This is a genomic window from Pusillimonas minor, assembly GCF_014237865.1.
GTDB classification, from domain to species: domain Bacteria; phylum Pseudomonadota; class Gammaproteobacteria; order Burkholderiales; family Burkholderiaceae_B; genus Neopusillimonas; species Neopusillimonas minor.
This window is the reverse complement of the sequence record NZ_JACJUU010000013.1, coordinates 46082-62603: the sequence shown is the minus strand read 5'-3', so window position 1 is coordinate 62603 and position 16522 is coordinate 46082. Positions and strand designations below refer to the sequence as shown.

The window sequence follows — 16522 nt, the reverse complement described above, 5'->3', positions numbered from 1 at the left end:
GTTCGATCAGCGAAGAAACGAGATTATGAACCCTTTTTTTATCGCTGTCAAATCGTTTTGCAGTTTATTTTAAAAAGTTTTTAAACCACTTCTTAAAACTACCACCACGACTTGAACAACCCGCCTTATTCAGGCCAACCCCACAGCCAAAACCCAGAACCTGGACCCCAACTGCGCGGCTAAAAAAGTTCTTGTCTCGCCCTTTGCCTCACCACCTATTCGGGTAAACCCGAACCGGCTGTGCTGCAAAGGAGGCGAACTATAGCACGGTTATTTTAATGTGTGCAAGTCGACGCCAGAAAATAATCAAAAACACGCCAAAAAGAGCTGCTTTGATGAAAACGTGCGGCTTAACCGGCGGCCTGCAGGTTATTTTGCTGCTGCGGCATCGGTTGTACGTGCTGCTTTCCTGCATTTAATGGCCGCTGCACGGTTTGTGCCCATCTGCCACACACCGTGACGACCGCCGCATCTATTCAACGCTCAACTCGCTAAAGCCAACGCCGGGCACATAGGCTCTACATTTAATGCAGCAGCGAGGCAATATAGTTTCACTCTTGGCGCATCAACGGCGCGATGACCTGCACATCATGGCGGCCACGCATAGAATCGTCGGGTGAGCCGACGTGACGCGGCCCAGGCTGTATAAAGCGTTGTTAGCCCGAACGCGGGCGCCTGTTCTCCTATGCGAGCTATTGTTCTCTTATATAGGGAAGCTCAGATATAGGGTAGCCCCGGCAATTTTTAGCTGACGTGGCATACTTCAATACAACGACAGGCGTGGCTGCATTACCTGTTTTACGCGTTGCGCACATACACGCTGCGCTTATGCCGCGAACAACACAAGACGCCTGTGCCGCATAATAAACACAGAACACTTAAGAAAAGACGCGCATGGCCGAAGATATTCTGATTAACGTAACCCCCTTTGAAACACGTGTAGCGATTGTCGAGCAAGGGGCTGTGCAAGAACTGCATATGGAACGCAGCATACAGCGCGGCCATGTCGGCAACCTTTATTTGGGCAAGGTCGTTCGTGTCTTGCCCGGGATGCAAAGCGCTTTTGTGGATATTGGCCTTGAGCGCGCGGCGTTCATACATGTTGCCGACTTGCGCCAGAATCGCGCAGAGCGCACCACCGGCGGCACCCTGACCCCGATTGAAAAGCTGTTGTTTGAAGGACAGTCTTTAATGGTGCAGGTTATTAAAGACCCGTTAGGCACCAAAGGCGCACGGCTATCCACCCAGGTCAGTATCGCCGGCCGCATGCTGGTGTACCTGCCCCACGAGCCCCACGTGGGCATTTCTCAAAAAATCGAATCTGAGGAAGAGCGCAATGCCTTGCGGGAGCGGGTAACCAAGCTGATGCCTGAAGGCGAGGCCGGCGGGTTTATTGTGCGAACCCAGGCCGAAGGGGCCAGCGACGAAGAGCTGGCCGCCGACTTGTCATATTTACGCATACTGTGGGGCCGGATCCAGGCAAAAGCCAAGTCGCAGCCCGCCCCATCAATGCTGTACACCGACCTTACCCTTGAACAACGCGTCTTGCGCGATATGGTCAGCCCGGATACCGGCGCCATTCTGGTCGACTCGCGTGCCACCACGCAACGTCTTATAGACTGGGCCGAAACCTTCACCCCGTCGGTAAAAGACCGGATCTCGCATTACAGCGGGGAGCGCCCACTATTTGACACCGCTAACGTCGACGAAGAAATTGCACGCGCGCTGTCGCGTCGGGTTGACCTTAAATCGGGCGGCTACCTTATTATTGACCAGACCGAAGCGTTGACCACCGTCGACGTCAACACCGGCGGTTTTGTCGGGGGCCGGAATTTTGACGACACCATATTCAAAACCAACCTTGAAGCCGCCGTTGCCATCGCGCGGCAGCTTCGCTTGCGAAACCTCGGTGGCATCATCATTCTGGACTTTATCGATATGGATGATGCAGGGCACCGCAGCGCTGTGCTGGCCGAACTGAACAAGGCCCTGTCAAAAGACAGGACCCGAATGACGGTGAGCGGGTTCAGCCAATTAGGGTTGGTAGAGATGACGCGCAAACGGACGCGCGACTCACTGGCACATCAGCTCTGCGAGCCCTGCCCGACGTGCCAATCGCGCGGGCACGTACGCACGCCACGCACGCTGTGCTACGAGATTTTGCGTGAAATTTTGCGTGAGTCCAGGCAATTCAATCCGAAAGAGTTTCGTGTGCTGGCATCGCAGGCCGTAGTCGACCTGTTTCTGGAAGAAGAAAGCGCGCACCTGGCCATGCTGGGCGACTTTGTTGGCAAACCCATTACCCTCGAAGTAGAGAATGGTTATTCTCAAGAGCAATACGATATTGTGCTGATTTAAGATGGCGCCGATAACTTCTCGCCCGTCGCTCGACGAGCACGACGTGGCCACCGTCAGGCAGCTGTATGGCGAAGCCCAGAACTGGACTCGTCATTACGAGCAACTGATTGTCAACGCCAATGTGTTGATTGTGTCGGCCTGCCTGATTTTCGTGGGGCTGGCCTTTGGAGACAAAGTCTCTGCCTTACAAGCCTCGCTGCTAATGGTGATACCGTTTGGCATGACCATTATTGGCATCACACTAACCAACACATTGTTCAACCTGTATGCCGTGTGCATACGCCGGATGTCAAGGCTGGAGAACCTGTTAGGATGCTTTGACCCGGTCAGGTTCGATGCCATTGACAGGGCAGGCCCCCTGCTGCCCCAGGAGTTCATGGCGTTGCCTGTCAAACGGCCGACCTCGGTGCGATTTTTTATTGGTATGCACGGCCTGCTGGGCTGCGCCTATATTGGTATTACCGCCCTGAAATGGTTATAAGGGGCAACAAACCACAAGCCTGTCTGCGCAGCTACCCATAAATTAAAGGCCAATGTGCTAAAAACTGCCCAGGCCACCACAAGCAAACTTACGATTCTGAGGCGGTTTTCTCTTCGGGTTCGGGCACATTCAGCTCGGGCTTTTCGGGGCAGTATTCGGGGCGCTGAATGATGGCGAACATGTCTTGCACCTGGTTGTCGGTGGTGGCGTAGTAGCTGTACACACGCCCCTGACTATTCCGTTCTTTGTTGAGCGTCAGGTGCAAAACGACCGTGTTGTTCCAGCCCGTGGCGCCCGGGGTATAGGGCTTGGTTACGCGGGCGAAATTAGGGTTGAGCGCGTCGACAGAAAATTTAACTTCGGGGTTGCAAACAGCCTGATGCTTGAACACTGCTTTTTGCACCTGAACAAAGTCTTTTGTGAACAAACGGTCGGCCCGAAGATAGGGCTCGCGCTCAAGCACCGACAAACCAATTCCGGCATTATTTGAAGAAGCGCAACCCGCCAGTACGGCCGCCATTGCAACAACTATCCCTTTTTTCATGATCATTTCCTGTGTAAACCTGCGGGCGGCATTGCACCTGAGGGTTATAGATTACCGCGCGCGTCAACCAACACAAAAGCGATATCAAAGCACTTCTTTGAACTGCATTTCGTACAGTGCGGAATACAAACCTTTTTGAGCCAAAAGCGCTTCGTGCCTTCCGGACTCTACGATTTTGCCCTGGTCGAGCACAAGGATTGTGTCCGCCTTCTGTACGGTAGACAAGCGATGCGCAATGACCAGCGTAGTGCGCCCCACCATCAGCTGCTCGAGCGACGCCTGCACTTGACGCTCAGATTCGTTATCGAGCGCCGACGTTGCCTCGTCGAGGATCAGGATGGGTGCATTTTTAATAAGCGCCCGGGCAATAGCCAAACGCTGACGCTGCCCACCCGACAACTGGTTGGCGTTTTCGCCAACGCGGGTCTCGAGGCCTTCGGGTAAGCCGCGAACAAAATCGTGCAAATTGGCTGCCTCGAGCGCCTTCCAGATGTCGTCTTGACTGGCGTCGTGCAAAGCACCGTACCCCACGTTTTCACCAATGGTGCCATCAAACAGAACGACATCTTGGCTGACCAGGGATAACTGGGCGCGCAGGCTGCGCAACTGGCAATCTTCGATGGGTTGGCCATCGATCAGCACCCGCCCCGCTGTAGGCTCGATAAAGCGCGGCAACATGTTAACCAGCGTTGTCTTGCCACTACCAGAGCGCCCGACCAATGCGATAGTTTGACCGGGTTCGGCCACGAACGATACATCGGCCAGGGTATCACGTTGGGCATCGGAGAAACGATGGCTGATATGCTCGAACTCGACCTTGCCCTTGACCTGCCCGTTAAACACATGCGTGCCTTTGTCGTTCTCGGGCTTCTGGTCAATCAGGCCAAAAACGCTTTCGGCCGATACCAGCATGCGTTGCATGGCGCCGGCGATATTGGTGAGCCGTTTGATCGGGTCGAAAATTTGCCCAAGCGCCGCCATGAATGCAGCAAAACTACCGACGGTGAGGCCTTCGGTGTTGGCCTGATAAAGCGCAACCGCAATAACGGCCGCAACCGACACCCCGACAAAAAACTGGGTAATGGGCGACATGGCAGCATCGGAGCTTGCGGCGCGCATGTAAAAGCGGCGCAAGCGGCTATTGATGTAATCAAAGCGAGCATCTTCGCGCTCGTAACCCTCGAACATTTTGACGACGCGCTGGCCGTCGATGGCCTCGCCAACCACCCGGGTGAGCTCGGCATTCATGTTGATCGTATCGCGATTGATTTTGCGCAAGCGCTTGATGAAAATACGCGACACATAAACCGACAGCGGCAAGACCAGCAGCACAATCAGGGTGAGCTGCCACGACATATACAAAAGCACGGCAAGCAACGAAACGACAATAAGCGTTTCGCGCACAAGTACTGTAATAACTTCGGTAGCCAGGCCGGTTACGTTACCTGCGTCGATAGTGAAACGGTTCAGCAAGCGGCCGGTATCGCCGCGCCTGAATTCGCTGTCTGGCAAATGCAGCAACCGCTGGAACATCTCTTTGCGGATGCCCAGCAGCATATTGTTCGCGATCCAGGCAAACATATAGCTGCTTGAAAAGGTAGACACGCCACGCACCAACATGAGGCCAATAACCGCCAGCGGTATTGACCACATGTACGACGGCTTGTCGCCGGTAAAGCCGTCGTCGAGCAGCGGCTTCATGATGACGGCCAAGGTGGGCTGTGTCGCCGCGCTGATCGAAATCAGGATCATGGCCACGACGACGGCTTTCCAGTAGACACCCAAGCGACTGTAGATTCGTCGCCACAAATAAAACTTCACCGGCTCGGCGTGGGCGGGCGCTGATGGTAAAACAGAGCTCAAGACGACACTCGCTTTTATACTAATGAAAAAAGCATTGTAACGTCGCAACCCAAACCCGGCGCAGGCTTCGCACCAACGCCCTTTTAACGCTTCTCGATGACCGACATTTCTGCAATATATGTTCGCCTGCCCAACTGGATAGGTGATGTCTGCATGGCCCTGCCCTCCCTTCATGCCCTGCTCGACACCGGAAAGCCGGTTATTGTGTGCGCCCGCCCTTGGGCAAAAGCTTTGCTATCGGGTTACGCGCTGGCCGGGTTCATTGAAATGACGGGATCATGGACGCAAAATCGCCGGGCTGTTGCCCAATCGCGCAGGCAATATGCCGGCCAGGGAGCCACAGTGGGCTTGCTGTTACCTGACTCTTTATCAAGCGCAATGGTTTTTCGGCTGGCCGGATTGCAATGCGCGGGATACCGCGATGACGGCCGCAGCCTGTTGCTGAAGTGGCCCGTCAGGAAACCACAGCCCCGGCCACATGCGGTTGAGTCCTGGTATGGGCTGACGCAAACCGCCCTGACCCTCTGGAACCTCCCCTGCCCCGCTGGCAAGCCGTCAGACACACTAGGCCTTAAGTTGCGGGCATCAGCCAACGCGCAGGTTTTATCTGTTTTGTCTCGAGCGGGGCTGGACAACACACCCTTCATTTTGATCGCTCCTACTGCAACAGGCTTACACAAGGGGCAAGTCAAGGTCTGGCCGCATTTCAACGCACTAACGCTGCGTTTGCAACAGCAGGGTTACACCGTCGTTATGTGCCCGCCACCAGGCGAACGTGACGACGCACTGCGCAATGCACCCGCCGCGTTATGCCTTGACCCGCTACCCCTTGATGACTTTGTCGCCCTTACACAAAAAGCACGCCTCGTAATCTGCAACGATTCGGGCGTTTCTCATTTGTCTGCTGCGGGTAATGCATTACAACTGACACTGTTTGGCGTTACCGATCGTGAACGTACCGGCCCGTGGTCGCCCAAAGCGCATTGCCTGGGACAAATGGGGCAATGGCCCGAACTGGACAACGTGGCAGAAAAAGCGATATCGTTGGCCGGCAAATGAATATATCCAACTTGCTCGTCAATCTGATTATTCCGCTCAACCTGTGCATTGCGCTGCTTGTTGCAGGCGGCCTTCTGTATGTATTTCGACTGCGCAAAACTGCAGTTGCCGTAGTTATTTTTGCCGGTTTCTGGGGCGTGTTCTGGTCACTCCCCGCGTCGTCGCTTTGGGCCGGGGGCCGACTTGAACAGTACTATGCCTACCAGCCCCCAGAGGCCTACCCAAAAGCCGATGTCATTATTGTGCTTGGCGGCCATACCGCCGGCGGACGCCCGAACTGGTTTGGCCCTTACACCAAAGAAACTGCCATTACCCGGTCGGATACGGCGGCACAGCTGTATCTGGCAGGCCGCGCACCCTTTGTCATCGTTTCGGGCGCGGCGCTTGACGGCGGCATCCCCGAAGCCAAAGTCATGGCAGCCAACTTGCAGCAAGACGGTGTACCTGAGAGTGCCATTATTGCCGAGGAGCGCAGTCTGACAACCCGCGAGAACGGCGTGTTTACGCGCGACATCATGCAAACGCTGGGGTTTAAAAAGGCGCTGCTGGTGACCTCTGCGCTTCACATGCCTCGGTCAATGGGGGTTTTCCGCGAGCTGGGCATCGATGTGATTGCCGCGCCTTCGCGGCCGCAGATTGTCGTACCTGAAGAGTCTGATTTCGACTTTTGGTTGCCCGATCAACGTACGTTCGAGGCGGCCCGCTCGATCATTAAAGAATATGCCGGTATTTTGGTCTATTGGCTACGAGGTTGGGTGTAATGGCAATGTCGTGCCGGCCGGGTTGCGGCGCCTGCTGTATTGCACCGTCAATATCAAGCCCAATTCCAGGTATGCCTGACGGCAAGCCAGCAGGCGTCGCCTGCATGCATCTGGATGCCGACTATCGCTGCCTGATTTTCGATCACCCTGATCGTCCCGACGTGTGTGGCTCCCTCCAGGCGTCGGAGGAAATGTGCGGAGAGAACCGGACTCAGGCGCTGCGTTGGCTGGGTTACGTCGAGGAAGAAACTCGACCGTCGCGCTCGTCAAGCACCTGGAAGTAAAGGGCCTCATAGTTTGCGGCCACTTCGGCCCAGCTATGGCGAGCCACCACAGCGGCGGCTCCATGCTCCAGACGACGTCGGCAATTGGCGTCAGTATCGATGCGATTAATGTACGTCGCTAACGCATCGGCGTTTTCAGGATGGTCGAGCAGCAGGGCCTCGGTTTCCGGTTGAACGTACTGCGCAAAACCACACCATGGCGCGGGGCTTAAAATAACGGGCAAGCCATAGGCCATGGCTTCGAGCGGCGCCATCCCGAAACTGTCATTCAGGGTGGGGTGCACATAAATGTCGGCACAGGCGTAATACGGCTCAACGTCGGAGGTTTCGTCTATGACATTGACGCGCGCCCCCAGATGTGCCGCCTGCTGACGAACGAAATCGCGTGCCGGTGCGTTACCCCCCACCACCAGCAACTTGACGCGATCGGGCAAATGACCCAAAGCCTTAAGCACCGTCAGCAACCCCTTGCGCACCGGGTTACGCGCCACCAGCAGGCAGACCAGATCGGTTTCAGACCAGCCCATAGACTGCCGCAGCGCCAACGCCCCGGCCGTATCAACCGGGCCGGCTGGGCTTACACCCGGCGGAATCACCGGGAAATGCCGATCTACCCCATAGGCCTGGCGTAATTGATCTGCGATAAGCCCTGAGACCGCAACTACTTTGTGCCCGTCACGCGGCCTGACACGCCGGGCCTCGAGCTGCAGATACGTTTGAACACGAGGACTGATAAAGGACATGGCCCGCTTCAGCGCAGCCATGGGCTTGACTCGCCAGTTGTAGCGTACCGGCGTGACGTGCACCACTTCAACATCACCGCACCAGCCGTTCATGTGAGAATGAACGATGTCAAAACCTTGCTGTGTCAGACGACGCGCGCGAATGGCAAACAACAACACCCGCATCCAGCTGGACAGACCGCGCCGGATAGCGATAGGTACATAAGGCAAGTGCAGATCGCAGGCCGGATCGTACTGACGGGCAAAGACGGTTACGTCATGCTTGCGGGACAACTCGCGCATGAGTTCGACGCCGTAGGCCTCGGCGCCGCCAAAACGCCCCCCGAAACGATCGACGACAAAGGCTATTTTCAGCGGGCGATCAGTCACGGCGGCGCTTGTCCTCGAGACGGGTGAGGCACTTTTGCAGGAACCGCACAATATTAGTGGAGCGGGCTACGGTTACGCGCGGCAACCCGAACAGGGTGTCGTCTGGGCGGGCCAAACCCCGCACCGTTGTTGTGGCGTTGCTATACCCTGCTTTCTGGGCCATGGCCCGAATGTCGGGTGTCTCGTCGCCATAGGGATAGCAAAACGCACTGACCTCAAAACCCAACAGACGTTCGAGTTCGGCTTTTGAGTGTGCAATCTGGTGGTGGGCCGCTTCGGGGGAGAGCTCGGGCAGATGAACATGGTCGAGCGTGTGCGACCCCACTTCTTGCCCGGCATGGGCCCACTGCTTCATTTCGTCAAGAGACATCAGGCCGGAATGCGGAATGCCTTTGGCGTAATCCCACACATTGCCGCCGTCGAGCTGATGCACAACAAAATAATTGGTTGACGTAAAGCCATAGTGCGTTAGCACGGGCAATGCATTTTGAAGTACGTTGCGATAGCCGTCGTCGAAGGTAATGCCAAACACCTTGCCCTTGGCCTCGCCTTTCAGGTAGGGCAACAGGTCACGCATCGATAGCCCGCGATACCCTAAACGGCTCATCCAGGCCATTTGCCGGGTGAAATCTTTGGGGTGTACCGTCAGACCGCGATACGGCGTGCCTTTAGGGGCGGGTTCACCAATTTGGTGATACATGAGAATGGGGATCATATTTTGACCAAAAGATTCAGGCGTTCAGGCAACTTGAATATACCGCACGTGTTTGAGTGCAGAATCGGGACAAAGCAAAATTGGTCAAACTGAGAGATCGGGCTTTAGCACCCATTGAAACCAGACGGGCCTGATCTTGACAAATAGAACGAACGCACGCCGCAATGTTTGCAACGTCTGCGGCGGGGACCACCCACCCACTTTTATCTTCATCAATGTTCTCGGGAAGCCCACCGGCATCTGAAACCATGGTTGGCAACCCCATGGACAACGTCTCGCGACAGGCAAAAGAAAGGGCCTCGCGATACGACAAAACAAACCCTACGTCGCAAGCGCCAAGAACAGCTCGAACATCGTCAACCAACCCGGGAAATACAACATTCTGCGTCAACCCCAGTTGAGCAACCTCTTCCAGATAAGCCGCCTTGGGAGGATCTCCGGCCACGACAATCCTGATGCTGGCGCGCATTGGCTCGGGGAGCGTAGCTACTGCACGCACCAGGTCAAGCCAGCCTTTTTCAAGATCTGTACCCCCCGAGCTTCCAAAAACCAGAAAATCTGACTCGTCCGACCCAAACAACTCGCGTCGTAAGGCTGTTTTTTCTGCCGGTTCGGGAGGTTTGAAATAGTCAGTATCTATACCGTGCCTGATAACCTGCAAGGGCAAACCGCGATAGGCGGAGTGTTTGACCATATCGCCAACATAAGAACTGACAGCAATAACTGCATCCGTCCCGAATTTCGCCCGAATTTTGTGACCAACACTGGAAATTTTGTGATCGTTATGCTTTGTCCATACGATGACGGGACGCCGCCGCAGCCCTGCCACAGCCAGCATCACGTGGCGGTGATCAGCCGACGCATTGACATGAATCACATCAAACCGTTCTTTCTGGATCAAGCGCCGCAAATGCAGGACCTCCTTAATCATTGGAATCAGGCGAGAGGTGAACCGCATATCGTGCAATTTGACATTACCCAGATCTGAGGCCTGCCGGAACAAGCGGCTGGTTCCGGGCGTCGCAACGCTTAACTCGTCGTTTGGGCTCAGACCCTTTAACAGATTGATGATGTAAGTAACGTGGCCCCCGCCGTTGCGATGATGAAAGTTAGTAAACAAAATTTTCATATTCAGCTCATCACACCGGCTTGTCGGTTGCGCCAGCCCCAGCAACACCCTTATTCATAAACCACAATTTGCTGTAGCGAAAAAAGCTTCCGGCTGCGGCCGTCGCCGCCAAAATGAACCCTTCTTTACCGTCCAAAAAACCCTTACGTAATATGTAGATACGTACAAAAGTCCATGACGCATGACCCAAAACGGCGGGTATGCTGGTCTTCTTGCCACGTTTATGCATCATGACAGCCGCGTCAGTCGAATACCGATTAACTTTTGATATCAGCGCTTCATAATTTTCGTAGGGATAGTGAAGAAAATGCCCCGAGAGTATGCCCGGCGCCGCCGGGGTCAGCACTTTTTCGTGAACAACAACGTCATTAAACCGACCCGCCCCCTTTCGGAAGAACCGAACCACGTAGTCTGGCCACCAGCCACTATGACGAATCCAGCGCCCACAAAAATTTGACAAGCGCGCAACCTTGTAGGCGTCGAACGTCGGGCGGCGCATCGTTTCGCGAATCGCATCGGCCAGTTCGGGCGTCACCCGTTCGTCAGCATCAATGGACAAAATCCAGTCTCCGGTTGCCAAGTCAAGCGCCCGGTTCTTTTGAGGCCCAAAACCGGGCCAATCGCTGGACTGATGAACCTTGACGTTGGACCCATGGGCGGCGGCTATTTCCAGTGTTCGATCGGTACTACCCGAATCGAGAACAATAATTTCATCTGCGAACGCGACCGAGGCCAAACAATCGGCAATGTGTCGTTCTTCATTTTTGGTGATAAGGATGACCGATAGCGTCAAGACTGCCTCCGTGAACGCTTCCAGAGCTTCCAGCGATTGAACATGGGTCCAATGACCGGATGACCGGCAACAACGAGTCGTCTGCCAACTGACGCACCATGTGTATCGCGAACAGCGAAACGATAGATGTGCGCAGGATCAGTCCCGGGAACATTCATACCAAACGCATGCGTTGTATACAGATACCTGAAACCTGCTTCAAGTGCTATTTGCCGGTAGTCAGCATCAAAATACCCTTGCGGCCAACAAAAATGCGCAGATACTGACCCAAGCCGGGAGAGTAATGTGGCCCTTGAGTCGGCAAGCTCGGAAGCCATGCGGGCGTTTTTGTTGACCGGATCGACCTTATCCCAGCGCGTATGCGTATGCGTGTGGCTATGAAACTCGCAAACACCATCATTAGCCATGCGCTCAACCTCGCTCCAACGAAGCGCAACATCGTCAAATGCTGCGTTTGATACCAGGGTCATGCACTTGGCGTGGTCTGGCGTTAGCGGGGCTGTCGTACCCGTTAGCGGCCTGGACGCGCCATCCTGCATCCAGGAGGTAACCAAAAAAATCAATGCATTAAAACCATACTTCTTGAGTAATGGATAGGCATGAATGAAGTTATCGAGATAGCCGTCATCGAAGGTAATAAGTACTGACTTGGCTGGCGCTGCATCACCGTGCAAATGAGCCGCAAACTGGTCTGAAGTCAGCGAACGATAGCCATGCGACTTTAACCATTGCAACTGGCTTTCAAAGTGACCTGGGGTGGCGTTGATAACACCACCCGCAGGAGTGACATGGTGGTACATCAGTACAGGTACGGCATGTCGGGCGCTCATCCCCTTACCCCCAACCAACGGTTGTAGCAGGCTTCGGTATCGCTAACCAATCGCTCAAGACTGAACTTGCCTTGGCGCCGCACGAGGTCATAGCCAGCCTGCCCCATTTTATTGCGCAGTACCGGGTCATCAATCAGCGTTTTCAAGGCATGCGTTAGTGCGGGCTGGTCGTGCAATGGTACAAGCAGGCCGGTCTCGCCGACTTCCATCATTTCCGACACACCGCCAACGTCCGTGCCGATTACCGGCAAGCCGGCAGCGGCCGCTTCAACAAATACAGTTCCCGACGCTTCTTGTTCGGTTGCCAGTGCAAACAAGTCGAAACCGGCCAACAAATTCGGGACGTCTTTTCGGGTACCCAGAAAATGCACCCGTCGCTCCAGAGCTTTGCTTTTTACATACGCCTGGACCTCTTCGAACGTCGGGGAGCCTCCGCCTACCAAGACAAGATGCAAATTCGGACGTTCGCGAATCAAAGGCGAGATGGCATCGACCAACGCCCGGTGACCCTTTTTGGCACGCATCACCGCAACACACCCCACAACGATATCGTTTTGAGCAAGCTTTAGCTCGTCGCGTAGTGTCGAATGCTCAACAGGAGGAGGAAGCTGAATAGGGGAGTAAACGACGGCGACATGATCGGGCGCAACGCCCTTGGCCAATAGCAAATCCCTGACATGCTCACTGACAGTTACCACCCGATGCGGAAGTACTGTGTACGACCACAAAGAGCCCACCCTATTTGCAAGATGTCTTGTCCGAACAATGAGCGGTACCCTGGCAATACGTGCTGCCATTGCGGCGATAACGGTATCACGACGACTATGTGTGTTTACAACATCGAATCGCCCTCGTCGAAAAACACCACAAAGGTTGTAAACACACTTTAAATAATTGACCGGGCCATCCATTAACATGGTGTGCACGGTAAAACCTTCTTTGGTCAGCCGGCTGGCTAACTGAGAGTCGGGCTGACACACCGCTTCGAGGTAATGCCCGCGCTCGCGCATGGCAAGCATTTCTTTAAATATGCGATGCTCTTGGCCACCAAAACTTGTCGCTGCTTCGGTGTGAATAATACGCAACGGCTTCATGAATAACTGATCTCCACATGGTCCGGGGATACCCAGTTGCCGAGCTGTTCGATAAGCGTATCGGCCATGCGAACACGCCAGTCGTCGCCGAGGCGGACGCTGCAGCAGAAAGGCGGTTTGAGCAAATGAAGCTCGACAGGCACGCCGGGGATGCCGTTTTCGGGTTCGGCACGGAACGGATTAAGAACCTGACGCAACTGTTGAGGGTCGAAGGGTTCGGCCAGGGTAATGCGCAGCGCCCGGGCGCGTGATTCGCGCGCCAGTTGCAGGTCGAAAATGGACTCTGCCGAGACCCTTAAACCGCCCGAGTAATCATCGTTGCTGACCTTGCCCTGAATGATGACAAGCTGATCTTCTTTAAGACGGTGACGGTGCTGCTCGTATAGCTCGTTAAAGATGGCGATTTCGATCTGCGCGGAGCCGTCGTCGATGGCGGCGTAAAGCATTTTGCCGCGCCGGGTCATTTTGGGGCGCAAGGCCGACAGCACCCCCGCAAACCATTGCAGGCCTCGCGCGGGCTCTAAACGGGCCAGCGGTGTCGGTGCAAACCGCCGCACTTCGTCGCGCCAGGCATCGAAAAGGTGCGCACTGAAGAAGAAACCCAGCGCCGCCTTTTCTTGGGTAAGGCGGGTTTGCAAGTCCCAGGGGGCGACTTTGGCCAGCTCGCCTTCGACGATTTCGTCGCTGTTGTCGTCGAACAGCGACACCTGGTTTGCGCTGCGCTCGACCTGTTCGGCCGCTTCGATGGCATTACCGACAGTGGCTAACAACGCGGCACGGTTGTCGTCGATGGTGTCGAACGCACCCGCCCGGATAAGGGCTTCGATGGTACGACGGTTGACGGCATGGCGGTCGATGCGCCGGCAAAAATCGAACAGGCTGCTGAACGGCCCGCCCTCTTGGCGCGCCTTGATAATGGCTTCGACGGCAGACTGCCCCGTACCCTTAACAGCACCCATGCCGTAACGTATGGTTCGCGGCGGCTTGCCCTGCGCACTGAATTCGTCTTCGACCGGTTCGAAACGATAATTGGACGCGTTGACATCGGGCGGCAACACCTCGACATCATTGGCGAGTGCATCTTTCCAGAAAATCTGTACTTTGTCAGTGTCATCCATGTCGGAAGACAACGTTGCGGCAATGAACTCGGCCGGATGATAACGCTTGAGCCATGCCGTTTGATAGGCAATGAGCGCATAGGCGGCCGAGTGACTTTTGTTAAAGCCATAGCCCGCAAATTTTTCCATCAGGTCGAACAGCTTGACGGCCAGGTCAGAGTCGTAGCCCTTCTCGACCGCGCCCTTCTCGAAAATTTCGCGATGCTTGGCCATTTCTTCGGGCTTTTTCTTGCCCATGGCTCGCCGCAGCATGTCGGCGCCGCCCAGCGTATAACCCCCGATAATCTGGGAGATCAGCATCACCTGCTCTTGGTAAACAATGACCCCGTAGGTACTTTTAAGCACCGACTCGAGATCGGGATGAAAATAATCGACCTCGGCTCGACCATGTTTACGATTGACGAAGTCGACCACCATGCCTGACTCGAGCGGGCCAGGCCGGTACAAGGCCAGCATAGCAATGACGTCTTCGAAGGTATTTGGTCGCAAACTGCGCAGCAGCTCTTTCATGCCGCGTGATTCAAGCTGGAACACAGCGGTCGTGTTGCCTTCGCTCAGCAACTGATAGGTCGGCTCGTCGTCAAGCGGCAAGGCCATGATGTCAAAGTCGCGTTTGTCGGCATTGAACTGCTGTACATACCTGACCGCCCAATCAAGGATGGTGAGGTTGCGCAAACCAAGGAAGTCAAACTTGACCAGGCCTGCGGCCTCGACGTCGTCTTTGTCGAACTGAGACACCGCGTTGCTGTCGGGGCCGGGCTGCGAATACAACGGGCAGAAATCGGTGAGTTTGCCGGGGGCAATCAGCACACCGCCGGCATGCATGCCCACGTTGCGCGTCAGGCCTTCGAGCGGGCGCGCCAAGTCGATCAGCGCACGAACCTCTTCGTCCTGGTCGTAACGCTCTTTGAAAGCGGGTTCTTCGGCCAGGGCGCGTTCGAGCGTCCAGGGGTCGGCCGGACTGAACGGGATGAGTTTGGACAGGCCATCGCACAGGCTGTACGGCATTTCGAGCACCCGACCGACATCGCGCACCACCGCCTTGGCACCCAGCGTACCAAAAGTTGCAATCTGGCTGACCGCTTCCTTGCCATACTTTTGCTTGACGTAATCAATGACCCGTTCGCGGTTGTCTTGACAGAAGTCGATATCAAAGTCGGGCATGGACACCCGCTCGGGGTTTAGAAAGCGCTCGAACAGCAAGTCGTAGCGGATGGGGTCGAGGTCGGTGATCCCCAAACAATAAGCCACAAGCGACCCCGCCCCCGAGCCTCGGCCCGGACCGACGGGCACACCATTGTGCTTGCCCCAGTTGATGAAGTCGGCCACGATAAGAAAGTACCCGGGAAAGCCCATCTGGATGATGGTCTGGCACTCCCAACGCAATCTTTCCAGATACTTGGGGTATTGCGCCTCGCGCTCGGCGGCATCGGGGTATAAAAACGCCATTCGCGACGCCAGCCCTTCTTCCGACGACTTGACCAGATAGTCATTCAGGGTCATGCCGTCGGGCGTGGGGAAGTCGGGCAGCCGGGGTTTACCCAGCACCAATGTCAGATTGCACCGCCGCGCAATTTCGACGCTGTTTTCAAGCGCCGAAGGCACATCGGCAAAGCGCGCCGCCATTTCTTCAGAGGACAACAAATACTGCGATTCGGTAAAGCGCCGGTGACGCTTGGGGTTGGCCAGTTGCTCGCCCTCGGCGATACAAACACGCGCCTCGTGCGCCCGGAACTGCTCGGGTCGCACAAACTGCACGGGGTGCGTCGCCACAACCGGCAGCCCCAGATCGGCGGCCAGCCGCATGGCGGCCTGCACATAAGCCTCATCGCCTTCGGCGTCGGCTCGCTGCAGCTCGATGTAATAGGCCCCCGGGAAACGCGTGGCCCATTGCTGCGCCAGCACCCGGGCCTCGGCATCGCGCCCCGCCTCGAGCGCCTGCCCCACATCGCCCATCCGGGCGCCCGACAAGACAATAAGGCCGTCAGCCCCTTCGAGCCATTCGCGCCGGACTTCGGCATGGCCCGCATATTGATTTTCGAGCCACGATCGCGTCAGGATTTCGCATAGCTGCAAATAGCCCGCGTTATTGCGAACCAGCAGCAACACGCGATGCGGCTTGTCGCGATCGGCCTCGTTTTGCACCCAGATATCACAGCCCGCGATGGGCTTGACCCCTTTGCCACGCGCTGTCTTGTAAAACTTGATCAATCCAAAAATATTTGACAGATCGGTAAGTGCGACAGCAGGTTGGCCATAGCCGGCCACCTGTTTAATCAGGTCGGGAATTTGCACAATGCCGTCAACCACCGAGAACTCGGAGTGAACGCGCAAATGCACAAATGGCGTAATGGGGGCAGATTCATTCATGCTCAGATTGT

At 55.7% G+C, this 16522-nt stretch carries 14 protein-coding genes; 5 read left to right on the top strand and 9 right to left on the bottom strand.

Features of this window, described 5'->3' with window-relative positions; translation table 11 throughout:
• Window positions 1-894 precede the first annotated feature (894 nt).
• Together rng and GTU67_RS13185 are read left to right on the top strand one after the other, a co-directional pair.
• The gene (gene rng, locus GTU67_RS13190) at window positions 895-2358 is read left to right on the top strand and encodes a ribonuclease G (protein ID WP_185780523.1); all 1464 of its coding nucleotides are present in this window, start codon (window positions 895-897) and stop codon (window positions 2356-2358) included.
• Between the two features lies 1 nt (window position 2359).
• A complete protein-coding gene (locus GTU67_RS13185) occupies window positions 2360-2839 on the top strand; it encodes a hypothetical protein (protein ID WP_185780522.1) in 480 nt (159 codons plus the stop codon).
• An 88-nt stretch (window positions 2840-2927) separates the two neighbouring features.
• On the opposite strand, the gene GTU67_RS13180 is transcribed toward GTU67_RS13185, so the two are convergent.
• Window positions 2928-3383, bottom strand: coding sequence for a hypothetical protein (locus GTU67_RS13180; protein ID WP_185780521.1), 456 nt, complete (start codon window positions 3381-3383; stop codon window positions 2928-2930).
• Between the two features lie 84 nt (window positions 3384-3467).
• Complete coding sequence (msbA, locus tag GTU67_RS13175; RefSeq protein WP_430459016.1) at window positions 3468-5264, bottom strand: lipid A export permease/ATP-binding protein MsbA; 1797 nt, start codon at window positions 5262-5264, stop codon at window positions 3468-3470.
• Window positions 5265-5342: 78 nt separating this feature from the next.
• Between msbA and GTU67_RS13170 the strand changes: the two genes are divergently transcribed.
• The 3 genes from GTU67_RS13170 to GTU67_RS13160 are packed head-to-tail and all read left to right on the top strand — an operon-like array spanning window position 5343 to window position 7350.
• On the top strand, window positions 5343-6305 hold the full coding sequence (locus tag GTU67_RS13170) for a glycosyltransferase family 9 protein (RefSeq protein WP_185780519.1): 963 nt from the start codon (window positions 5343-5345) through the stop codon (window positions 6303-6305).
• Complete coding sequence (locus GTU67_RS13165; RefSeq protein WP_185780518.1) at window positions 6302-7066, top strand: YdcF family protein; 765 nt, start codon at window positions 6302-6304, stop codon at window positions 7064-7066. Before GTU67_RS13170 ends, GTU67_RS13165 begins: the two co-directional genes overlap by 4 nt.
• A gap of 5 nt (window positions 7067-7071) precedes the next feature.
• Window positions 7072-7350 carry a YkgJ family cysteine cluster protein gene (locus tag GTU67_RS13160; protein ID WP_123660214.1) on the top strand — a complete coding sequence of 93 codons (279 nt, stop codon included), beginning with the start codon at window positions 7072-7074 and terminating at the stop codon, window positions 7348-7350.
• Here GTU67_RS13160 and GTU67_RS13155 read toward each other — a convergent pair.
• Genes GTU67_RS13155 through dnaE form a run of 7 tightly spaced genes read right to left on the bottom strand, consistent with a single transcriptional unit; the run spans window position 7299 to window position 16511 of the window.
• The gene (locus GTU67_RS13155) at window positions 7299-8447 is read right to left on the bottom strand and encodes a glycosyltransferase family 4 protein (RefSeq protein ID WP_185780527.1); all 1149 of its coding nucleotides are present in this window, start codon (window positions 8445-8447) and stop codon (window positions 7299-7301) included. The genes GTU67_RS13160 and GTU67_RS13155 overlap by 52 nt on opposite strands.
• 7 nt (window positions 8448-8454) lie before the next feature.
• A complete protein-coding gene (locus GTU67_RS13150; protein ID WP_185780528.1) occupies window positions 8455-9162 on the bottom strand; it encodes a polysaccharide deacetylase family protein in 708 nt (235 codons plus the stop codon).
• Between the two features lie 31 nt (window positions 9163-9193).
• The gene (locus tag GTU67_RS13145; protein WP_185780517.1) at window positions 9194-10306 is read right to left on the bottom strand and encodes a glycosyltransferase; all 1113 of its coding nucleotides are present in this window, start codon (window positions 10304-10306) and stop codon (window positions 9194-9196) included.
• Window positions 10307-10316: 10 nt separating this feature from the next.
• Complete coding sequence (locus GTU67_RS13140; RefSeq protein WP_185780516.1) at window positions 10317-11099, bottom strand: glycosyltransferase family 2 protein; 783 nt, start codon at window positions 11097-11099, stop codon at window positions 10317-10319.
• On the bottom strand, window positions 11096-11929 hold the full coding sequence (locus GTU67_RS13135) for a polysaccharide deacetylase family protein (RefSeq protein ID WP_185780515.1): 834 nt from the start codon (window positions 11927-11929) through the stop codon (window positions 11096-11098). Before GTU67_RS13135 ends, GTU67_RS13140 begins: the two co-directional genes overlap by 4 nt.
• The gene (locus tag GTU67_RS13130) at window positions 11926-13023 is read right to left on the bottom strand and encodes a glycosyltransferase family 4 protein (RefSeq protein WP_185780514.1); all 1098 of its coding nucleotides are present in this window, start codon (window positions 13021-13023) and stop codon (window positions 11926-11928) included. Before GTU67_RS13130 ends, GTU67_RS13135 begins: the two co-directional genes overlap by 4 nt.
• Window positions 13020-16511, bottom strand: coding sequence for a DNA polymerase III subunit alpha (dnaE, locus tag GTU67_RS13125; RefSeq protein WP_185780513.1), 3492 nt, complete (start codon window positions 16509-16511; stop codon window positions 13020-13022). The genes GTU67_RS13130 and dnaE overlap by 4 nt, the downstream gene beginning before the upstream one ends.
• Between the last annotated feature and the right edge of the window lie 11 nt (window positions 16512-16522).

What these genes read in the sequence shown, in the direction of transcription:
- GTU67_RS13185 (WP_185780522.1), top strand. Translation starts at nt 2,360, where the DNA reads ATGGCGCCGATAACTTCTCGCCCGTCGCTCGACGAGCACGACGTGGCC.
- rng (WP_185780523.1), top strand. Translation starts at nt 895, where the DNA reads ATGGCCGAAGATATTCTGATTAACGTAACCCCCTTTGAAACACGTGTA.
- GTU67_RS13145 (WP_185780517.1), bottom strand. Translation starts at nt 10,306, where the DNA reads ATGAAAATTTTGTTTACTAACTTTCATCATCGCAACGGCGGGGGCCAC.
- GTU67_RS13180 (WP_185780521.1), bottom strand. Translation starts at nt 3,383, where the DNA reads ATGAAAAAAGGGATAGTTGTTGCAATGGCGGCCGTACTGGCGGGTTGC.
- GTU67_RS13135 (WP_185780515.1), bottom strand. Translation starts at nt 11,929, where the DNA reads ATGAGCGCCCGACATGCCGTACCTGTACTGATGTACCACCATGTCACT.
- GTU67_RS13165 (WP_185780518.1), top strand. Translation starts at nt 6,302, where the DNA reads ATGAATATATCCAACTTGCTCGTCAATCTGATTATTCCGCTCAACCTG.
- GTU67_RS13170 (WP_185780519.1), top strand. Translation starts at nt 5,343, where the DNA reads ATGACCGACATTTCTGCAATATATGTTCGCCTGCCCAACTGGATAGGT.
- GTU67_RS13150 (WP_185780528.1), bottom strand. Translation starts at nt 9,162, where the DNA reads ATGTATCACCAAATTGGTGAACCCGCCCCTAAAGGCACGCCGTATCGC.
- dnaE (WP_185780513.1), bottom strand. Translation starts at nt 16,511, where the DNA reads ATGAATGAATCTGCCCCCATTACGCCATTTGTGCATTTGCGCGTTCAC.
- GTU67_RS13130 (WP_185780514.1), bottom strand. Translation starts at nt 13,023, where the DNA reads ATGAAGCCGTTGCGTATTATTCACACCGAAGCAGCGACAAGTTTTGGT.
- GTU67_RS13160 (WP_123660214.1), top strand. Translation starts at nt 7,072, where the DNA reads ATGTCGTGCCGGCCGGGTTGCGGCGCCTGCTGTATTGCACCGTCAATA.